This window comes from Chryseobacterium sp. Marseille-Q3244 (genome assembly GCF_940807095.1).
In the GTDB taxonomy this organism is placed as follows: domain Bacteria; phylum Bacteroidota; class Bacteroidia; order Flavobacteriales; family Weeksellaceae; genus Chryseobacterium.
Window position 1 is genome coordinate 648602 of the sequence record NZ_CALNWX010000001.1, and the last position, 20798, is coordinate 669399.

23 protein-coding genes are annotated in these 20798 nt (G+C 35.4%); 16 read left to right on the forward strand and 7 right to left on the reverse strand.

What is annotated here, in order from left to right; all coding sequences use genetic code 11:
- The first annotated feature begins 64 nt into the window (after positions 1–64).
- The 7 genes from NBX25_RS02970 (at position 65) to NBX25_RS03000 (ending at position 6512) form a co-directional block, all read left to right on the forward strand.
- Positions 65–817: an HU domain-containing protein gene (locus tag NBX25_RS02970; RefSeq protein WP_250252773.1), complete on the forward strand. Its 753-nt coding sequence runs from the start codon at positions 65–67 to the stop codon at positions 815–817.
- Positions 805–1356 carry an acyl-CoA thioesterase gene (locus NBX25_RS02975; protein ID WP_115969889.1) on the forward strand — a complete coding sequence of 184 codons (552 nt, stop codon included), beginning with the start codon at positions 805–807 and terminating at the stop codon, positions 1354–1356. Before NBX25_RS02970 ends, NBX25_RS02975 begins: the two co-directional genes overlap by 13 nt.
- A 144-nt stretch (positions 1357–1500) precedes the next feature.
- Positions 1501–2430 (forward strand): 2-hydroxyacid dehydrogenase, encoded by a 930-nt coding sequence (locus NBX25_RS02980; protein WP_250252774.1) that lies wholly within the window; start codon positions 1501–1503, stop codon positions 2428–2430.
- A gap of 97 nt (positions 2431–2527) precedes the next feature.
- On the forward strand, positions 2528–2851 hold the full coding sequence (locus NBX25_RS02985; RefSeq protein WP_250252775.1) for a hypothetical protein: 324 nt from the start codon (positions 2528–2530) through the stop codon (positions 2849–2851).
- Positions 2852–2982: 131 nt separating this feature from the next.
- Positions 2983–4245: a serine hydrolase domain-containing protein gene (locus NBX25_RS02990; protein WP_250252776.1), complete on the forward strand. Its 1263-nt coding sequence runs from the start codon at positions 2983–2985 to the stop codon at positions 4243–4245.
- 25 nt (positions 4246–4270) lie between these two features.
- Complete coding sequence (locus NBX25_RS02995; protein WP_123909758.1) at positions 4271–6049, forward strand: Ig-like domain-containing domain; 1779 nt, start codon at positions 4271–4273, stop codon at positions 6047–6049.
- 4 nt (positions 6050–6053) lie between these two features.
- A complete protein-coding gene (locus tag NBX25_RS03000) occupies positions 6054–6512 on the forward strand; it encodes a heme-binding domain-containing protein (protein ID WP_123909759.1) in 459 nt (152 codons plus the stop codon).
- A 196-nt stretch (positions 6513–6708) separates the two neighbouring features.
- Here the strand turns inward: NBX25_RS03000 and NBX25_RS03005 are convergent, their stop codons facing one another.
- From NBX25_RS03005 to NBX25_RS03025, 5 genes are all read right to left on the reverse strand, one after another.
- Positions 6709–7221, reverse strand: a complete 513-nt coding sequence (locus NBX25_RS03005; protein WP_123909760.1) for an NUDIX hydrolase — start codon at positions 7219–7221, stop codon at positions 6709–6711.
- 42 nt (positions 7222–7263) lie between these two features.
- The gene (gene xerD, locus NBX25_RS03010; protein WP_123909761.1) at positions 7264–8178 is read right to left on the reverse strand and encodes a site-specific tyrosine recombinase XerD; all 915 of its coding nucleotides are present in this window, start codon (positions 8176–8178) and stop codon (positions 7264–7266) included.
- Positions 8179–8184: 6 nt separating this feature from the next.
- Positions 8185–8607: a deoxycytidylate deaminase gene (locus NBX25_RS03015; RefSeq protein WP_123858152.1), complete on the reverse strand. Its 423-nt coding sequence runs from the start codon at positions 8605–8607 to the stop codon at positions 8185–8187.
- Positions 8608–8657: 50 nt separating this feature from the next.
- Entirely contained in the window at positions 8658–9425 is a 768-nt protein-coding gene (locus tag NBX25_RS03020; protein WP_123909762.1) for an enoyl-CoA hydratase/isomerase family protein, read from the reverse strand.
- A gap of 105 nt (positions 9426–9530) precedes the next feature.
- The gene (locus tag NBX25_RS03025) at positions 9531–11018 is read right to left on the reverse strand and encodes a catalase (RefSeq protein WP_123909763.1); all 1488 of its coding nucleotides are present in this window, start codon (positions 11016–11018) and stop codon (positions 9531–9533) included.
- A gap of 133 nt (positions 11019–11151) precedes the next feature.
- Between NBX25_RS03025 and NBX25_RS03030 the strand changes: the two genes are divergently transcribed.
- The 9 genes from NBX25_RS03030 (at position 11152) to NBX25_RS03070 (ending at position 19067) form a co-directional block, all read left to right on the forward strand.
- The gene (locus tag NBX25_RS03030; RefSeq protein WP_123858149.1) at positions 11152–12102 is read left to right on the forward strand and encodes a LysR substrate-binding domain-containing protein; all 951 of its coding nucleotides are present in this window, start codon (positions 11152–11154) and stop codon (positions 12100–12102) included.
- 235 nt (positions 12103–12337) lie between these two features.
- A complete protein-coding gene (gene metK / locus NBX25_RS03035) occupies positions 12338–13618 on the forward strand; it encodes a methionine adenosyltransferase (RefSeq protein WP_123909764.1) in 1281 nt (426 codons plus the stop codon).
- Between the two features lie 85 nt (positions 13619–13703).
- Entirely contained in the window at positions 13704–14195 is a 492-nt protein-coding gene (locus tag NBX25_RS03040) for a hypothetical protein (RefSeq protein WP_123909765.1), read from the forward strand.
- 195 nt (positions 14196–14390) lie between these two features.
- Positions 14391–14981: an RNA polymerase sigma factor gene (locus NBX25_RS03045; protein ID WP_123858146.1), complete on the forward strand. Its 591-nt coding sequence runs from the start codon at positions 14391–14393 to the stop codon at positions 14979–14981.
- Between the two features lie 202 nt (positions 14982–15183).
- Positions 15184–15879 (forward strand): YjjG family noncanonical pyrimidine nucleotidase, encoded by a 696-nt coding sequence (locus NBX25_RS03050; RefSeq protein ID WP_123909766.1) that lies wholly within the window; start codon positions 15184–15186, stop codon positions 15877–15879.
- A gap of 346 nt (positions 15880–16225) precedes the next feature.
- Positions 16226–16675, forward strand: coding sequence for a PepSY-like domain-containing protein (locus tag NBX25_RS03055; protein ID WP_250252778.1), 450 nt, complete (start codon positions 16226–16228; stop codon positions 16673–16675).
- A gap of 34 nt (positions 16676–16709) precedes the next feature.
- Entirely contained in the window at positions 16710–16916 is a 207-nt protein-coding gene (locus NBX25_RS03060; protein WP_250252779.1) for a hypothetical protein, read from the forward strand.
- 196 nt (positions 16917–17112) lie between these two features.
- A complete protein-coding gene (locus NBX25_RS03065; protein WP_250252780.1) occupies positions 17113–17784 on the forward strand; it encodes a response regulator transcription factor in 672 nt (223 codons plus the stop codon).
- Positions 17784–19067 carry a sensor histidine kinase gene (locus NBX25_RS03070; protein WP_250252781.1) on the forward strand — a complete coding sequence of 428 codons (1284 nt, stop codon included), beginning with the start codon at positions 17784–17786 and terminating at the stop codon, positions 19065–19067. Before NBX25_RS03065 ends, NBX25_RS03070 begins: the two co-directional genes overlap by 1 nt.
- A 54-nt stretch (positions 19068–19121) precedes the next feature.
- Here the strand turns inward: NBX25_RS03070 and trpS are convergent, their stop codons facing one another.
- Together trpS and NBX25_RS03080 are read right to left on the reverse strand one after the other, a co-directional pair.
- Positions 19122–20090 carry a tryptophan--tRNA ligase gene (trpS, locus tag NBX25_RS03075; RefSeq protein WP_123909771.1) on the reverse strand — a complete coding sequence of 323 codons (969 nt, stop codon included), beginning with the start codon at positions 20088–20090 and terminating at the stop codon, positions 19122–19124.
- Between the two features lie 121 nt (positions 20091–20211).
- The gene (locus NBX25_RS03080) at positions 20212–20556 is read right to left on the reverse strand and encodes a hypothetical protein (RefSeq protein WP_250252785.1); all 345 of its coding nucleotides are present in this window, start codon (positions 20554–20556) and stop codon (positions 20212–20214) included.
- Positions 20557–20798: the final 242 nt, after the last annotated feature.

Consider the following 20798-nt stretch of genomic DNA (forward strand, 5'->3'; position numbering starts at 1 on the left):
GTCTTTTTTTATATGCGTTAAATATCTTCAAAAAGTCATGAAAAAGTTATAAATTTGCTGCCAAATGAATATTTCAGCATACATTTTAGAATATTTAAAACAATTTGGAACTGTCACGGTTCCAGGCTTTGGGGTGTTTTCTCTGAAAAATTCTAAGGCAATTATCAATTCAGAAAACGGAAGTATCCTGCCTCCTGCAAGTCAGATTGAATTTACAATTGACTATGAAGTACAGGCTGAAGATCTTACCGTTTATATTGCTAAAGAAAAACAAATGTCTGTAGAGGCTTCCAGAAGTGATCTGAAGATACAGACTGATTTTTGGAAGAAAAAGCTTCAGGCAGAACAGGTTCTTGACATTCAAAATCTGGGAACCATCTTTACTGAAGAAGGACATACTCATTTCAAAGGAAAAAGAGTAGAAGCAGGACGTCCGGATTTTTTCGGATTAGAAGAGATCAGGTTCTCCGACATTAATAATGGAGAGAAAGTAAATACTTCAGAAAATCGCGAAAAGGATTATAAGTTTAAGAAGACCATTCTTTGGTTCTTTCTGTTGATAATTCCGATTCTAGGTATTGTATACTTCGCATTTACCCAAAAGGAACTTCTCTTTGGAAAGAAATCCTTTAACAAAGTTTCTGTACAGACTTCTACCCATAGAATTGTAAAAGATACCGTGAAAGTAATGGTTCATACTCCTGAACCTCCGGTTTCAGATTCCCTGAAGAAAGATTCATTGGCAAAACCTGCCGGAAAAACTACTAAACAAGTTCCGGCTGCTCCAAAAAACACTAAGAATAAATGGCAAAAATAAAAACAGCGTCAGAATCCCTGACCATTATGACCAATATCGTTCTTCCGAACGAAACTAACTCTCTAAGAAACCTATTTGGTGGTGAACTTTTAGCAAAAATGGACAGATGTGCTTCCATTTCTGCAGCTAGACACTGTGAAAGAAGAGTAGTAACAGCATCTGTAAACCACGTTTCATTCAATCATCCGATTCCTGAAGGGGGAGTTGTTGTGCTGGAATCTAAAGTTTCCAGAGCATTCTCTACTTCTATGGAGGTATATGTGGATGTATGGTCTGATGATCCGATTAATCAGAAAAAAATTCATACCAATTCTGGAATTTATACCTTCGTTGCAGTAGATGAATTCAACCGTCCTATTCCAATTCCGGATATGGTTCCTGAAACAGAAGATGAAAAAGAAAGATATGCAGCGGCTTTCCGTAGAAAAGAACTTTCATTAATTCTTTCCGGAAGAATGAAACCTTTGGAATCTGTGGAACTTAAGAAATTATTCCAGGAGCCGGAAGAACCACAATCTTCAAAAAAAGATAAAAAATAAGACTTTAAAATGCTTTTAATACTGGAATATCCAAATTAAAAGCATTTTGTTTTTATATCCATTTAATACAATTACAGACACCTTTCTCTGAAATGATGATGGTGTTATTTTGTGAAATCAATTCTTGACATTTGTGTTTAAACTATGAAAATTCTCCTTTTAGATAAAAATCACCCACTCATCACCGAACAGCTTTTAGCTAAAGGCTTTATATTGGAAGAAGACTTTACTTCTCCTTATGATGAGGTTTGTAATAAGATCAAAAACTATGATGGTATTATCATCAGAAGCCGTATTCCTTTAGATAAAAATTTTCTTGAGCAGGCTCAAAATCTGAAGTTTATTGCAAGGGTAGGTGCTGGTATGGAAAATATTGATATTCCTGTCGCTGAAAAATTAGGCATTCAATTAATTAATTCTCCGGAAGGAAACAGAGATTCAGTCGCAGAACATGTAGTAGGAATGTTGTTGATCATTATGAACAGGCTTTTCATCGCCTCTCAGGAAGTGAAGAATGGGATTTGGAAACGTGAAGAAAACAGAGGTGATGAATTACTTGGGAAGACTGTAGGTTTAATCGGATACGGAAATATGGGGAAGGCTACGGCTAAAAGACTTTCTGGTTTTGGATGTAAAGTGATTTTCCATGATATTCTTCCGGGATTGGAAGATGAGTTTGCTACTCAAGTCACTTTAGAAGAGCTAAAGGAATCTGCCGAAGTGTTGAGCTTACATATTCCCTTAACTTCTGAAACTCGTTATCTTATTGATGAAACATTTATTTCTGAGATGAAAAATGATTTCTATTTTGTCAATACGGCAAGAGGAAAAAACGTACAAACTAAAAGTTTAGTAGAAGCGTTGAGGTCGGGTAAAGTAAAAGGAGCCTGTTTAGATGTATTGGAATATGAAAAGTCCTCTTTTGAGCACCTTGAAATTGAAAATGAAGATTTACAATATCTGCTGGGATCAGAAAAAGCAATAGTTACTCCACATATTGCTGGCTGGACGCATCAGAGTAAAGAAAAATTAGCTCAGTTTATTGTAGATAAGATTGTAAATTCTTATTGCTAGATACATTCTCTTACATTGTTATTCCTTACTTTTAGACCAATAAATTAATCATAAAGTGATGATCTGGACTCCTATAACAGTTGAAGAAATATTTGATATGATTCATTCCACAGAAAATGATTTGCATGGTGATCTTCTGAATTTCTGGGATTTAATTAAAATAGATCCCGAAAAATGGACTGAAGAAGAATATGGAAAAGAAGGAGGTGGATTTTGGGTTGTAGGATTAATCGGAAGAAAAGTGATTTACTACAATGATATTGAAGAGGGATTTAATATCTCAGATTATACCGTATACGGAACGATTGATGAATATATTTGTAATCAGGATGATTTGCACATTGCAATTTTGAATCTTTATAATCTTATCACTTTTGGGGGAAGAGTGATAGGACAGGCAGGACCGCCATTAAACCTGTAGAATAAAATATTAATTTATTCCTTTTTGTTTTTTATACTTGATGTTCATTATGTTAAATTATTCATAATGTCACCTTCATATTTATCATTTACTTTCGACTTTTACTAAATTGCCGCTCATTTTTGAATCTTATGAAGATGCGTAATTTAGTACTTGCTGTAACGGTTGCTTTATCCCTTTTATCCTGTAAAAATAAATCTGAATCCAAAGAGGTTTCAGCTGAAAATACCACCAATCTTCCGAACTATGGGAATGTAGATCTGGGAAATGTGTTTACAAAAGCAGATGGACAGCTTTCCAATAAGGAATCACTCACAGGTTATATAGATCAGTACTATAAAAAAGTATGGGAAGGCGGGGATCTTAGCGGGGGAATCTTAGTGGCAAAAGGTGACGAAATTTTATATGAAAACTATAGAGGCTTCGGAAGAGAAGGTAACCAGATGCCTATTGATAAAAATACACCATTACATGTAGCTTCGGTTTCAAAAACATTAACGGCCATGGCTATGATGAAGCTTATAGAAGCCGGAAAAATAAAACTTACCGATCATCTTACCCAATTCTTTCCAGGATTTCCTTATCCAAATGTAACGGTTCAGACGTTATTGGACCAAAGAAGCGGATTGCCTAAATACGAATACTTTATTACCAAAATACAGCCTGCACCGGCAGAGCTTTCCAAGCAGTTTATTACCAATCAGGATGTTTTGAATATGATTATCAAATATAAACCGGATCTGGCTAGAGATACCGATACTGGGTTTATGTATTGTAATACAAACTTTGCCTTATTGGCTTTGCTGATTGAAAAAGTAACTCAAACTCCTTTTCCACAGGCGATGAAAGAAATGGTATTCACACCGCTGAAAATGACCCATTCTTATATTTTCCAGGAAAAAGATATCCCAACGGCTTCACAATCATTCTACTATGGTGGGAACAAATTATATCCACTGGATAGATTAGATCTGATCTATGGAGACAAAAATGTCTATACCACACCGAGAGACCTGCTTAATTTTTCAAAAGCAATGTATTCGAAGGACTTTCTGAAACCTGAGCTTATGCAGATGGTATTTGCGCCATACAGCAATGAAAAAGCAGGAATGAACAATTATGGTCTTGGTTTTAGAATGAAAATATTTGATAACGGTGAAAAGCTGACCTATCATAATGGATGGTGGCATGGAACCAATTCCGTATTTGCCCACCTTTTAAAATCTAAAGTTACTATTGTAGCCATTGGAAATAAATATTCGGGTAAAGTTTATACAGCACTTGCATTATCAGGATTATTTGAGGATTTCCCTTTACAGAAGGATAAGCTTCATTCTGTAATGAATGACAATAAGGATACTTTGAATAACGGACACGAAGTTTTTGGAGAATAATGTTTACTTTTGCTTAAACATTTTCATGAAAAGGTTTCTTTTATTATTCGTTATCAGCTTTCTTGTGCATTCATGTGCAAGAGTGGGATCGCCTGTGGGTGGCCCAAAAGATACTTTAGCGCCAAAGTTTTTAAGTTCAAACATTGATACCACGAGGATCAACGTCAAAAGAGATATCCACGAACTTCGTCTGGATTTTGATGAATACGTGACTCTAAAGGACATCAATAAAAATCTTATTATTTCTCCACCCATCAAGAATATCAAGCGCATTCTTCCATCGAATATCGCCAATAAATTTGTTCTTATTCAGTGGACGGATACCCTTCAGGCCAACACCACCTATAATTTCAACTTTGGAAATTCTATTGCGGATAATAATGAGTCCAATATTCTCCGGTATTTTAATTTTGCTTTCTCTACAGGAGATAAGTTGGATGATCTGTACATCAGTGGTGAAGTAAAGGATGCCATGCAGATCAAAAAGAAAACCGGGACTAATGAAAATAAGCTGGTCGTGGGATTATATCAGGTAAAAGATACGATGAACTATAAGCAAAAACCCTATTATATCACCAAGGTTGATGATGACGGATATTATGAGCTGAATTATCTTTCTCCGGGAAAATATAAGATCATTGCTTTTGAAGATGAAAACGGAAACTCTGTATATGATCCGGGAAAAGAGAAAATAGGATTTAAAAAAGAAACTATTGATGTTGAAAAATCAATTTCAGGTTTAAATTTAAGTGTTTATCCATCAAAAAAGCCTTTGAAGTATTCGGATATGAAGGAGATTGCTGGTGGAATTCTTATGACGTTTGAAGGCCATCCTGATGAAGTAAAAGTTCAGTCACTCAATGATAAGCTTAAAGATATAAAAGTAACCCACACACCAAAATCAGACTCCGTTAGGATCTGGTTTGATGCAGTGAAGAATGATATAGGGCAGGAAGCGAACGAAAAACTATTATTCAGCCATAATATTGGTCCGAAAAAAGATACGGTTTATTCAGTTTCTCTATTCTATAAGTATAATAAGAAAAATGCGATGGATGTTTTCAGTGATAATGGAGGTGGTTCATTAGCTCCAAAATCTGATTTTAAAATTTCATCCAACTACTTTATTGAAAAGATTGATCCTTCAAAGTGGAAATTAGCTATTAAAGGAGACTCTTTGAATACTCTGCCGTTTACTGCTAAGATTTCAGAGACTAATCCTTATCAGATTCAGGTGAATTCCGATTTTATCAGTGGAAAAGATTATCAGCTTACCATTCCTAAAGAAACCGTTTCTTCTTTTTATACAAAAAATACTCAATCCAAGCGTTTCGATTTTACTGTTGATAAAATAGAACAATTCGGAAGCCTTGAATTCACTCTTACCAATGCTCCTGCTTCTAACTATTGGATTCAGTTACTGGATTCCTCAGATAAAGTGGTGTATCAGAAATATACCAAAGGAGATAAAGTGAAATTTGATATTCTGAAACCAGAAGAATATGTAGTCAGAATATTGGTGGATAATAATAATGATAAGTATTGGGGGGAAGCTGATTTCGCCAGTGAAACTTTTGCAGAGGATGCCTATGTTTTCTATAAAAAAGCTTTGATAAAAGCCTTATGGGAAACAAGAGAAGAATGGGACCTGAAAGATACCAGGACACTGGATAATCCTAAAGGGACAACGGCTCCAACCGTACCGGTTACTCCTCCGGTTTCCGAAGAGAAAGAGAAAGCTGTGATACAGGAAAGTAAAAAAGAGTTAAAATCTGCAAATGCAGTCATAACTCCGGTTAAATAGATTTATGAAGACGGCAAAGAAAATAATTTTTTGGACCCTGGTGGCGTTTGCTCTTATCCAGTTTTTTCCAATTGATACAGTAAATCAACCGGTTGATTCTAAAGTGAATTTTGTTCAGATGAAGAACAGTCCGGAAAAAGTGCGTACGCTTCTTAAAAATGCTTGTTATGACTGTCATTCAAACGAGACGGTTTATCCAAAGTATGCTTATATAGCACCTATTTCATGGTCTGTGAAAAGTCATGTGAATGATGGACGTCAGCATCTTAATTTTTCTGTTTGGGGAACCTACAATAAGGAATTAAAAGAGAATATGCTCGACAGGTCTATGGAAGCTCTTAAACACAAGACAATGCCGTTTCCAGGATATATTGTCTACCATAAAGAAGCTAATTTATCAGAAGCAGAAAGAACTTTGCTTATTCAGTATTTTGATGAAATGCTGAAATCGAAAACCTATTAATTAAAAATATAATTCCCACAGATTCCACAGATCATCACAGAGTTTATGCAAAATGCATCTGTGTAATTCGTGAAATCTGTGGGAAAATTGTTTTTAGTTATAAAAAAACTCCCGCAGATTTTACAAACTTAGCAGGTGGATAGAATCCGGTAATCTGCCTCATTTGCAAAATCTGCGGGAGCATATATTACAAAAATTATTTATTCAGATAACTTTCAAAAAATCTCTTTTGAGAATCAAAAGCAATCTCATTAAGGTCAAGTTCCTGTAAAGGAATCCATACCGCTTCCGAGATCTCTGAAAGCTCAAGATTTACCTCAAATTTCTCCGAAATAGTATATTCATAAAAGAGATCAATGGTATTATAATCAATTTCTTTATACTGATAGATATTCGGAAGACTGGTAAGGTATTTCAGGTTAGAAATATCAATATCAAGCTGAAGCTCTTCAAAAAGTTCTCTTTTACAGGTTTCCTCTGCACTTTCTTTAGGGTCAACAAAACCTCCGGCAAGATCCAGTTTTCCTTTTTTAGGATCTCTGTTTCGTCTGGTAAGGTAAACTTCATCGCCACATCTTATAACAACCGCTACAGCGCCTGCTACGTTGTTGTACAGGGTAAAACCACATTCGGGGCAGCTCCATTTCTTTTCATCATCCCAATGTAAGGTCTCTTTGCCACAGCTTGGGCAATATTTCAATACTTTCATCTGTCTATAATTATTTTTCAAAGGTCAGATAAACCTTTAGCTTCACTGAGTAATATTCATATTTCTCGGGTGATAACTTAAGATCACATCCCTTAACTCTTCTGTCTTCAGATGAGTATAGATCTCTGTCGTGGTAATGCTGGAGTGACCCAACATTTCCTGGATATAACGGAGATCCGCTCCATTCTGTAATAAATGAGTCGCAAAAGAATGCCTGAAGGTATGCGGAGAAATCTTCTTATTAACGCCTGCTTTATCAGTGAGTTCTTTAATAATAAGAAATACGATCACTCTTGACATGGAAGTTCCACGGCTGTTCAAAAACAGAGTATCTTCATATTTCTTATTGATCTTTCCTTTAGAGCGTACCTCCTTAATATAACTTTCCAGAAGCTCAGCAGTGTAATCTGCTAAAGGCACAAAGCGGGTTTTATTTCCCTTTCCGTGTACCTTAATATATTGCTCCTTGAAGTTGATATTGGAGATTTTCAGATCAATAAGTTCAGATACACGGAGTCCGCAACCATACAGTACCTCTATAATACACTGGTTTCTTTTTCCGAGATCTGTATTGACCTCAATGGCAGCAATGATTTTATTAATATCCGGCAGGCTTAACGTATCCGGCAGGTATAGTCCCAGTTTAGGGCCTTCAAGTAACGCTGCAGGGTTGTCTTCACGATATTCATCTTCCAGTAGAAATTTAAAGAAGGCTTTGATGGAAGATATCCATCTTGCCTGTGATCTCTCACTGAATTTCTGTTTGGAAAGATTGAAAATGTATTCCTGCAGGTTTTCGTATCCGATAGAATCTGGACCGATGTTTGCCAGATCTTCTTCTGCGTAATCTTTTAGTTTCTTAATGTCCCGAACATAGGCGTCGAGCGTGTTGTCTGAAAAATTTCTTTCGAAACGAAGAAATATTTCAAAATCTTTGATCTTTTCATCCCAAGTCATTTGTGCTTATTTTTTTAGTTCACATTCCGATATTTGTTCTATTTCAATATTATGGCCTCTCAGGAACGATATTCCATCGTCGTCCGAATACTCATTAATATACACCAGTCTTGTAATACCTGCCTGCAGGATCAGCTTACTGCATTCCTTGCAGGGTGACAATGTTAAATATAACGTTGCTCCTTTTGCAGATTGTGTTGAAGCTGCCAGCTTTAAAATTGCGTTGGCTTCAGCATGCAATACATACCAGTGCGTTTTTCCCTCTCCATCTTCACAGCAGTTTTCGAACCCCATAGGAGTTCCGTTGTAACCATCTGAAATAATCATCCTATCTTTTACGATAAGAGCCCCTACTTGTTTTCTCTTACAGTAGGAGAGTTGCGCCCATTCCTGGGCCATTTTTAGATAAGCTTTATCAAACTTATTCATACCGCAGCATTAGTTTTCGAAATAATTTGGATTAAAATCTTTTAGAAAGATTAGAAGCTCGGCTTTCTTTTCTCTAGGAAAGCAGCTACTCCTTCTTTCTTATCTTCCATTTCGAAAAGTTCTCCAAAATATTTAATTTCAGTTTCAAAACCTTTCTCCGTATCCGATAAATTTACGGCGTTGATCGCCTTCGATATTGCCATTGGTGAATTATGGGCAATAGTACTCGCTAATTCTTTCGTTTTGGTTAATAATTCTTCAATAGGGTATACTTCATTGACCAATCCAATCTCTTTTGCTTTTTGAGCAGGGACCATTTTGGCAGAGAAGATCATTTCGTTGGCAATACCTTTTCCGACAAGTTTGGGAAGCCTTTGGGTTCCTCCGTATCCTGGAATTAATCCCAGTGTTACTTCAGGAAGTCCTAATCGGGCGTTTTCCGATGCATATCTGATGTGGCATGCCATGGCAAGCTCTAAACCTCCTCCTAATGCAAAACCGTTGACGGCAGCAATGACAGGTTTGGATAGGTTTTCAATTTTGTTGAACAATGTATTTTGTCCGTTTCTTGCAAGTTCCTCAGCTTTTTCCTGTCCGAAGTCACTGAACTCCTTGATATCAGCTCCAGCTACAAATGATTTTTCTCCGCTACCTGTAAGGATAATTACCCTGCAGGAAGTATCAGAATTAAGCTCATCCAATGCGGTACTGATCTCCTGAATAGTCTTTGCATTTAATGCATTTAAACTCTCAGGTCTGTTTATGGTAATGATAGATAATTTATCTTCCTTTTTTAATAATATATTTTCGTAACTCATTTTTCCACTTTAAAATATCATCCCTTGCAAATTATGAATTTTTTACAAAAAAAAGGAAAAAATATTATTTTTTTTTCCTTTTTTTTAATTTATTGTTCAATATGATTATTTCGAGTGATTCATCATATTTGCATCGATATTGATATTTAGTTGTGAAGCTACTTTCATGCCAAGCTCAATGTTGGCGCGGAAAAAGTGACATAATTGTCTGTTGATAATTTCCTCTCTTTTAGGTCCACTGATTCCCTTCATGCTGCCTACGATATTTTGGATCAGATTATTCCTGTCTTCTGCATTCATTGCTTTAGAATAAAGAAGCCCCGGTTGCGTATAATGATCGCTGTCGTTATCATTTCTGTTGTAGTTGGCAACATGAGCGCTATCTAATTCATATTCATAGTTTTTGTAAGAAACATCGGGGTTGATGTCATCAAAACTATTGGGATAATAATTCGGTTTATCCTGATACTGGCTGGAATCTGCCATATAACCATCTCTCTGATAATTATTGACAGCAAAAGGACATCTGTTTACTTCTAATTGGTGAGCGTTTACACCTACTCTGTATCGGTGGGCGTCTGGGTAAGAGAATAATCTTCCCTGAAGCATTTTGTCCGGAGAAAAACTAATTCCGTTGATCAGACTGCTTGGTGAGAATGTAGATTGTTCAACATGAGCAAAATAGTTGACAGGAACTTCATTCAATTCCATTTCTCCTACTTCAATCAAAGGGAAGTCATCATGGAACCAAACCTTTGTGACATCAAAAGGATTCCATCTGAAATCTTTTGCCTGTTCCTCAGTCATGACCTGGATGTACATGGTCCATTTCGGAAAATCTCCATTTTCGATAGCATTGCAAAGATCTTCCTGCGCAAAGTCCGGGTTTTCTCCTGCCATTTTCACTGCATCCCCATCGGTGAAGTTTTTCACCCCTTGTTTTGTTTTGAAGTGGAATTTTACCCATACTCTTTCATTTTTATCATTAATCATGGAGAAAGTATGAGATCCGAAGCCATGCATATGTCTGTAGCCATAAGGAGTTCCTCTGTCTGACATAAGTATAAGAACCTGATGAAGTGATTCCGGGTTTAAACTCCAGAAATCCCACATCATTGTGGCGCTTTTTAAATTGGTTTTTGGAACCCTTTTTTGGGTATGAATAAAATCCGGGAATTTTTTGGCATCCTTAATAAAGAATACCGGTGTGTTATTTCCTACCAGATCCCAGTTTCCATCTTCCGTATAAAACTTCAGTGCGAATCCTCTTGGGTCTCTTGCTGTATCTGCGCTTCCTTTTTCACCACCAACGGTAGAAAAACGGGCAAACATTCTGCAGGAGTTTCCTACTTTTGAAAATAATTTAGCCTTAGTATACTGGCTGATGTCATGCGTTACGGTAAAAGTTCCATACGCTCCGCTTCCTTTGGCGTGTACAATTCTTTCAGGAATTCTTTCCCTAACGAAATGTGCAAGATTTTCCTGAAGGACAAAGTCTTGCAGCAATACCGGGCCTCTTGGTCCTACCGTCTGGGAATCCTGATGCTCAAAATAAGGTGCGCCGTTGCTTAACGTTAATTTTTTAGAATCCATATATTGATGATTTGAATAATTATTCTCGTATTTTCTAAATCGAAGTGTAAAGGTACTAATTATCAAATTTACTTGAATTTTTAATTGCTAATAACAAAAACGTTATATCTTTGTAATAGATAATATTAATCAAATGAACATTCAACAATTGGAGTATCTTATCGCTGTGGATAAGTATAAACATTTTGGAAAAGCGGCTCAGGCGTGCTTCATTACCCAGCCTACCTTAAGTGCCATGATACAGAAATTTGAGGATGAATTGGATGTGAAGGTTTTCGACAGAACTACACACCCGATCCGTACTACAGATGTAGGTCTTCAGATCATCGATCAGGCGAAGGTGATTATAGAATCTGTCAATGAGCTAAAAAACAAAGCCAACCTGTTGAATAACATTTTAGGTGGAACCATTAACCTTGGAATTATTCCAACTGTTTCTTCGTTTATTTTGCCTACTGAGATTTTCAAATTCCTAGAGACGAATCCGAAGATCCAGATGAATGTAAAGGAAATGACAACGGATAATATTATTAAAGCTTTGAAAGCAGGAGAATTGGATGCTGGAATTATTTCTACGCCATACGATACCGCTGATGAGTTTTACCAGGATTTCTTATTCAATGAAGAGTTAATGATCTACAGTTCCAATACGGAAGCAAATAAAAAGAACTCTTACATTATTCCTGAAGAATTGAATGTAGAAAAAGTTTGGTTGCTTGAAGAAGGAAACTGTTTGAGAAATCAGTTCGAAAATATCTGCCATCTGAAAGAAAATACCCTGAAGCCTAAAAATTTAGATTTCTTAGCTTCCAATATTCAGACTTTGGTACATATGGTAGACAAAGTAGGAGGGATCAGTATTCTTCCGGAATTGGCGTTAAGTCAACTTTCTGAAGAGCAGAAAAAGAATGTTTTCAGATTCAAGAAGCCTTTCCCTTACAGAGAAATCAGTATTATTTACTATAAGCCAACCTTTAAGCAAAAGATCATTGATGAATTGGCGCACTCTATCAAAAATTCTTTGGAGCTTAAGTTGAATTACCACGAAAGTCCGAAAGAATTTGTAAGCATCAAGCCTCAGTAATCAAGAGGCTTTACAATGATATAAATCATTAATTTAAAGAAAATTATAATTAATAAACAAAAATTTTGAGTATTACGAAAATAGTGCTTAAATTTGCTGACGTTTATTAACGAGGAAAAATTTGACCTGATTGCAACCTCTATAAAAATATGCTAAAACAGTATTCTTTTTTCTGGGCAATTTTATTCTTATTTTTCTTCATCACTATTTTTTAATCTAAAAAACAAAGAATAATATGTCTTATTTATTTACATCTGAATCAGTTTCAGAAGGACATCCGGATAAAATCGCCGACCAAATCTCAGATGCATTAATCGATCATTTCTTAGCATACGATAAAAGTTCAAAAGTAGCATGTGAAACTCTTGTAACAACAGGACAGGTAGTACTGGCAGGAGAAGTAAAATCTGATGCTTACCTTGATGTACAGACCATTGCCAGAGAAGTAATCAACGGAATTGGGTATACAAAAGGTGAATACATGTTCAATGGTGATTCTTGTGGAGTAATCTCTGCGATCCATGAGCAGTCTCCGGATATCAACCAAGGGGTTGACAGAGCCGTAAATGATGAGTCATTCGAAGCTAAGGCAAATGCTCAGGGTGCTGGTGATCAGGGAATGATGTTTGGGTACGCTACAAACGAGACGGCAAATTATATGCCTCTTGCTTTGGATTTAGCACACACAATCCTTAAAGAACTTTCTGCGATCAGAAGAGAAAATAAAGAGATTGCTTACTTACGTCCTGATGCAAAAAGCCAGGTAACCATTGAGTACTCTGACGATCATAAACCAATCAGAATTGATTCTATCGTAGTTTCTACTCAGCACGATGACTTCGGAACAGAAGAAGAAATGCTGAACAAAATCCGTGAAGATATCAAGAACATCCTTGTTCCTAGAGTGGTTGCTCAGCAGACTGAGGAAATCAAAGCTCTATTCAACGATCAGATCAAATATCACATCAACCCTACAGGTAAATTTGTAATCGGTGGTCCTCACGGAGATACAGGTCTTACAGGGAGAAAAATTATTGTAGATACTTACGGTGGTAAAGGAGCTCACGGTGGAGGTGCTTTCTCTGGAAAAGATCCTTCAAAAGTAGACAGAAGTGCTGCGTATGCAACGAGACATATTGCTAAAAACCTTGTAGCAGCTGGTGTTGCTGATGAAGTTTTGGTGCAGGTTTCTTATGCGATTGGAGTGGCTGAACCTTGTGGTTTATACATCAATACTTATGGAACGGCTAAAATTGATCTTCACGATGGAGATATCGCTAAAAAAGTGTCTACTATTTTCGATTTAAGACCTTACGCTATTGAGCAGAACTTAAAATTAAGAAACCCTATCTATCAGGAAACGGCTTCTTACGGACATATGGGTAAAGAGCATTATGTAGCTGACAAAACATTCAACAAAGGTCATAAGAATGAGCTTACGTTGGAGGGGCTTGAGTTCTTTACTTGGGAAAAACTAGACAAAGTTGACGAAATTAAAGCCGCTTTCGGAATTTAATTTTTTCTCCAGACTAAATATTATGAACTGCTTTATCTTCTGATAAGGCAGTTTTTTTTAATTTTACAGCTTAATAAATTGAAAGATGATGAATTTTCGAACTGCAGTTGCCATTCTATCCCTGTTTTTGCTAAGTACATTGGTGAAAGCACAATATACCATGCATAAAATGATCAGTGTAGGATATACCTACCAGAATCAAAGCTTTGGAGAAGTAGGTGGGAAGTTGCTTTTTCTTAAAAATGATGATGTAATTTACAGATTGGGCGGCTCTGCTTTAATGGGAGTAGCAGATTCAAAGTTTGCCATTATGCCGAAATTGCAGGCAGACGTTTTACTTAATTTTGAAAAGAATGTGGATTTCTACCACTCTTATTACTTTTTAATGGGGGCGGAAGGAACCAACAAATATATTGCTCCCAAGATAGGGGTTACCTTATTTGGTATGCTTGATCTTACCGGAGGGTATGCTTTTCCTATTGGAGATGCCAGATTAAATGGAAAAGAAATGAAAGGGTTAAATATTAATTTTACATTAAATATCCCTACTGTATTCATTCATGATATGTTTAAATGATTTTTTTTAAATTTTTATAGTGAAAATTTAATAATTGCTTAACAGTTATTAAAAAATTATTATATTTACGCCATAATATAATTGTACCGCCTATCGAAGAGACTCTACTCTGAAGAACTGTTTTGTATATACAGCAAAAACCAGATAATGTATCTGGGCGATAGCTGGGCTGCAAATATTATATTGAGAAGAGTTATGAAATCAAAATCGGATAGTTTACTAATTTCGCTTTACCAGAAAGGTGACGAGGGCGCATTATCAACCCTTATTCATCGTCATCAGAGAGAACTGTTTACATTCATTTTTTACAAAATAAATGATGAAGATTTAGCCAATGATATTTTTCAGGATACATTCATGAAAATTATTGTGATGCTAAAAGAAGGACGTTACAACGAAGAGGGTAAATTTATCCTTTGGGCTAAAAGAATCTCTCACAACCTTATCATCGATCATTTCAGATCAAAAGCCAAAAACATTAAAGTTTCGGAGACTACTTTTGAGTCGGACGAATATTCTATTTTTGACCTGATCAGAGAGCCTTCTGAAAATATTGAAGATCAGCTGGTGACCAATCAGATCCAGGAAGACCTACTGAGGATGTTACAATTTCTTCCCTTAAATCAACAAGAAGTAATTAAATTAAGGTTTTTTGACGGATTGAGTTTTAAGGAAATTGCCGATCATACCGATATGAGTATTAATACCACATTAGGGAGAGTAAGATATGCGTTGATAAACCTGAGAAAAATCATGGAAGAAAATAACATAATATTAACCAGATAGATAATATTCTATGAAATTTCACGTTTTAAGGAAAACATACTTCGCTTATGAAAAAAAATGACTCCTTAAAAGTGAAAACTTTGAAACCTAAAAAACAAACCATCGATTTTCTGCTCAATTTTTCTAAAAGTATTGAAATTGTGAAAAGCAAGAGCAAGAATTATCCTATTACAAAAAATTAAAATTATTAACTTTGTGCTGTATGAAAATGCAGCACGTTTTTTTTGACCTGGACAATACGCTCTGGGATCATCGCAGAAATGCCTATCTGGCCATCAAAGAACTTTTCGAAAAACAGGAAATCAATTCGAAGTATAATATCGACTTTGAAGAGTTTCATGCTGTTTACCATGATATCAATGAAGAATTATGGGAGAAAATCAGAGATGGAATTATAGGCAAAGAGTATTTGAGAGAACACCGTTTTTATGACTCCTTCATGCATTTTGGAGTAGACAATAAGGAGCTTTCCCTTTATTTTGAGGAAAACTTCCTGGATAATATTGTAAGTCATAATGAACTGGTAGAAGGGGCAGAAGATGTCCTTGAATATCTGAAGTCTAAGAATTATAAACTCCATATTATTTCTAACGGCTTTCAGGAGGTAACAGAAAGAAAATGTACCCTTTCCGGAATTGCGCCTTATTTTGAAACCATTACCAGTGCAGATGCGGTGGGAGTAAGGAAACCGAATCCAAAGATTTTTGAATATTCCCTTGGGCTTTCTGAAGCTAAGAAGGAAGAGAGTATCATGATTGGTGATGACTGGATTGCTGATGCATTGGGAGGAAGAGATTTCGGAATGGAAGCGATCTTCTTTGATGTGTATAAAGAAGATAAAAAAGAAGCCGGATTAAAGGCTATTACCCATCTTCAACAGATTAAGGAATACTTATAAAATTTTAAGACGATTCAGTCTGAAATGAAAGCCATTAAGTTCATCTTAATGGCTTTTCTGTTTAAAATATACTGATAATAAAAATATAGTTTTCGGTTTGTCATTCTGAATCAAACTGTAGTTCAGAAGTGGGGTGAAGAATCTATTGAATATTATAAAGTGAGATTCTTCCTTACGTCAGAATGACAACAATGGTGTAAAATGATAGAAGTGTGAAATATATTATTCTCATTTCTTTCACATACTCAATTTACCCTCTTATTTTATACACATTAAGTTTTTCCCAATTCTTTCCCAAATTGATTTGGAACTTTGCTCCATAATAATGACAGAAAAATTAAATCTTATGAAAAATGTAAAGAAAATCACAGGGATATTTATTTTAATCTTCTTATTGATAGGAGGTTTGATTTCAGCACAAGACAGAGCAATTAACCCTAATCAATTACCTAAGACTATCAAAACTTTTCTTGCGGGTCATTTTAAAGGAATTCCAGTTTCATCTGCTATTGAAGACAGAGAAATCTATGGGATTGACGAATATAAAGTGTATCTGAATAACGGAATGAAGGCAGAATTTGATAGTAAAGGAAACTGGAAGGAAATAGATGGTAAACATCAAAAAATACCTTACGGTTTTATTCCTGCCTCCATTAAAAACTACAGCAGCAGAAATTTCCCAAACACTTACATCGTTAAGATAGAAAAGAAGAGATGGTCTTATAAAGCGGAACTTTCCAACGGATTGGAGCTTGAATTTGATAGAAATGGGAATTTTAAAAAAATTGATGACTAAAATTATTTAAAAGTAACAATAAAATTTTAAGATTATGGTAAACTGGAGCATCATAAACAGTGAAGGAAGAAAAGCGTCTTCCGCTAAGATTAGAAAGAGTATTGTGTCTTTTATGACCAAGCACCATCCGTGCAGTGTTATAGATTCTATTGAGAAAAAATATAATGCTTATAAAATTCACCTGATGAATGGCTTATGCCTTATTTTCGATGAAGATGGACGTTATGTGAAAATGAGTTAATGATTTATGAAAGAAAGTTGGAAAGAAGGGAACAGAGGGTATGTATATATCATTGATCTGCTTTGTATCATTTATCAAATGGTTCTTATTCTGACGATGTTTGGATATTAATTGTTTCATCCTCAGTTCCTATACTTTCCTCTTATTATTTTGTAATTTTATATATTTGATATAAGCTATCCAAGCAGCAGAACCTATGAAGATTTTAATAGTAGAAGATGAACCGGACTTAAGGGATACTGTACAGAAGTTTCTGGAAGCAGAACATTTCATTGTAGAACAGGCTGAGAATTACAGTTCCGGGTTGGAAAAGATTATTTCCTATGAATATGACTGTATCCTTCTGGATATTATGCTGCCGGATGGAAATGGAATAGATTTGTTACGGGAAATCAAAAAAATGCACAAAAAAGACCCGGTGATCATTCTTTCTGCCAAGGATTCTGTGGATGATAAAGTGACAGGACTGGAAATAGGTGCCGATGATTATCTGGCAAAACCTTTTCATCTTGCAGAGCTGATGGCGAGAATCAGGTCTGTAATAAGGAGAAAAAATCAGGATGGTGAGAATGTCATTAGATATAAAAATATCAGTATTGATCCGGAAAACAGAGATGTTAAGATAGGAAATGAAGAGTTGATACTTAACCGAAAAGAATATGACCTTTTGTATTACTTTGTCATTCATCCTGAAAAAACTTTGCAGAAAACCACTCTTGCAGAAGCGATCTGGGGAGATTATATCGATCAGGCAGACAGCCTTGATTTTATTTATTCACAAATTAAAAATCTCCGTAAAAAACTGAAAACGCTCAATGCTGAAGCCGATTTTCAAGCTGTATACGGGATAGGATATAAATTCGTCTGATGAAGGTTTCCTTAAAATATTATACGATAAAGTACCTTATTATGATCCTGCTGGTAATTATTGCCGTTTGGGCCGGATTATTCTATGCCTATATTCTGGATGAGGTACATGATAATGTAGATGATGGACTTAAGGATAGAAAAATACAGATTATCAAGGCTGTATATCTTAATCCACAGTTGTTGAAAAATAATGATTTTGGATTCAATGAATTTAAGATCATGCCGATTACTGCAGGGGAATATAAGAATAAAAGCAGGCTTTATAATAAGATGTATTATATGGAGTATGATGATAAAGACCAGCCTTACCGGGTATTGGAAGCGGATTTTATCGATCAGTATAAAAATCATCAAAGGCTTGTCATCAGAACTTCAACCGTTGAAGAAGATGAACTGATTTATGATCTTACAACGGCTTTAATTGTTCTCTATATTTTTTTGGTGATAAGTATTGTTGCAGTTAATGGTTATCTGTTGAATAAAGCAATGCGTCCTTTCTATTTGATTCTGGATAAACTGAAAAAATATCAGTTTGGAATTCCTTTTTCTCAGGAAGAGCAGAATTATTCAATCAAAGAATTTGAAGAGCTGAATGTGGAAATCAATGAGATGATCGAGCGTAATGAGCTTGTTTTCTATCAGCAGAAACAGTTTATTGAAAACGCTTCTCATGAGCTTCAAACGCCGCTTGCGATTGTTATTAATAAAATAGACCTTTTGATTCAGAATGAAAATCTGGATAAAAAGAACCTGACCTTTCTCACTGAAGTTAAAAATGATCTGAGAAGAATGGTAGGATTGAATAAATCTCTGTTAATGCTTTCCAAAATTGAGAACAGCCAGTTCAATGCAATATCAGACGTTGATTTTAATGCTATGGTTAATAAGCTTGTGCAGAATTATGAAGATTTTATTGCCTTTAAAAATGTAAAGGTTAATATTATTGAAAAAGGTGTATTTAAAGCCGATTTTAATCAGGATCTTGCAGATATTCTCCTGTCTAACCTTCTTAAAAATGCTGTTAAATATAATAATGAAGAGGGAACTTTAAATATTTTTATTGAGAACAACAGAATTATCTTTCAAAATAGCGGAATGCAGGAATCGCTGGATAAAACCAGAATTTTTAACCGCTTTTATAAACAGGGTTCAGACCATACCTCTACAGGTTTAGGACTATCCATTATCAAGACAATCATTAAACAGTATCCAGGTTGGGACATTTCTTACGAATTTGAAGATACTATGCACTACTTTATTCTTATGAAAAATAAAAAGTAATGTGAAATAAAAAAGCCCTTCAATTGAAGGGCTTTGTATGTTTAAAACTCAGGATTAAAATCCTAAGCTTGTTCTTACTCTTTTAAGAGTTTCCATAGCGATAGGCTTTGTCTTTTCAGCTCCTTGCTGAAGTTTCGCTTCCAGCTCATCAAGATTGTTCATATAATAATTGAACGTTTCTCTCTCCTTTTCAAAACGAACCAAAATAAGATCTAAAAGCTCTTTTTTAGCGTGTCCGTATCCGAAGTTTCCTGCAAGATATTTTGCTCTTAATTCCTCAGTTTGCTCAGGGGTAGCGATTAGTTCATAAATCTGGAATGTTTTATCTGTTTCAGGATCTTTAGGATCTTCTAAAGACTTAGAATCAGATTCAATACTCATTACCTGCTTTTTCAGTTCTTTTTCAGGTAAGAAGATGTTAATGATATTTCCCATGGATTTTGACATTTTACGGCCATCCGTTCCAGGAACATATTTAGTGTCTTCCTGAAGTTCAGATTGTGGCAGTACAAAAACTTCGCCCATTTGGTTATTAAACCTTGAAGCTACATCTCTTGCAATTTCCAAATGCTGAAGCTGATCTTTCCCAACAGGAACTATCTCTGCATCATATAGTAAAATATCGGCAGCCATTAAAATAGGGTAGGTAAAGAGACCAGCATTTACATCCTGAAGTCTGTCAGCTTTATCCTTAAATGAATGCGCTAATGTTAATCTTTGATAAGGGAAAAAACATGATAAATGCCAAGATAGTTCACAGGTTTCAGCGATATCACTTTGTCTGTAGAAAAATGTTTTTTCGGTATCTAATCCACAAGCAAGCCAAGCCGCAGCAATCTCGTAGGTATTTTGTCTTAAAGTTTGCGCATCTTTAATCTGAGTCAGCGTATGAAGATTCGCAATAAATAAAAATGATTCATTTCCCTCCTGCTTTGAAAGTTCGATCGCAGGAATAATTGCCCCTAATAAATTTCCAAGATGGGGTGTTCCGGTGGCTTGAATGCCGGTAAGAATTCTTGACATTTGTTTAAAATTTATATTTAAAAATTAATGAATTGCAAATTTACGCAAAATTACTTTCTAATTGTGTTATAGTATTCGATTCCTACTCTTTTCTTTAGTGAAGAATTCTGGATCAATAAACCTATTTCTTTAATTCAATTTTATAAATAAATGTAAGAACCTTGAAATGCCAAAGTGTTAAAGTTTGTTCTGCTGATATAATATCATTTTCGGAACCAATAATGAGACGATCACGGAAAGAACGTATAAATTGTGACCAATATTCACCTTTAGAATCTTTAAGTAAAAAATAGAAACCTGCATCCCCAAATTTTTTTCCTGAAGAATCTAAAATCAGTTCCCCACTTTTTCCGATGCTAGGAGTCATCAACACGGTTGCATTCCCATTGGGTAAAGGAAATACAGCCTTTACGCAAGTTTTTCCTGACGGTAAATTGCTGATGCCATACACTCCGGAATAGATCACTTGCCCGGTTGATTCAATAGAACGAAACCAAAATGTGTGTTTTATTTCATTAGTCTTTGGGTCGGTGAGGTTGATGATTTCGCTTTTTAGAGATTCTGAATCGTCAATGTTTTTTGCAGGTGTTTTACTGTTGATTATTCTTTTTCCCTATCTGAACCGTACCGCACTTTATTTGAAATCCCGCAGGTTATCTCCTGCATAAATATTTAGTTTAAAAGTATAGCTTATTAGCTAATTTTATA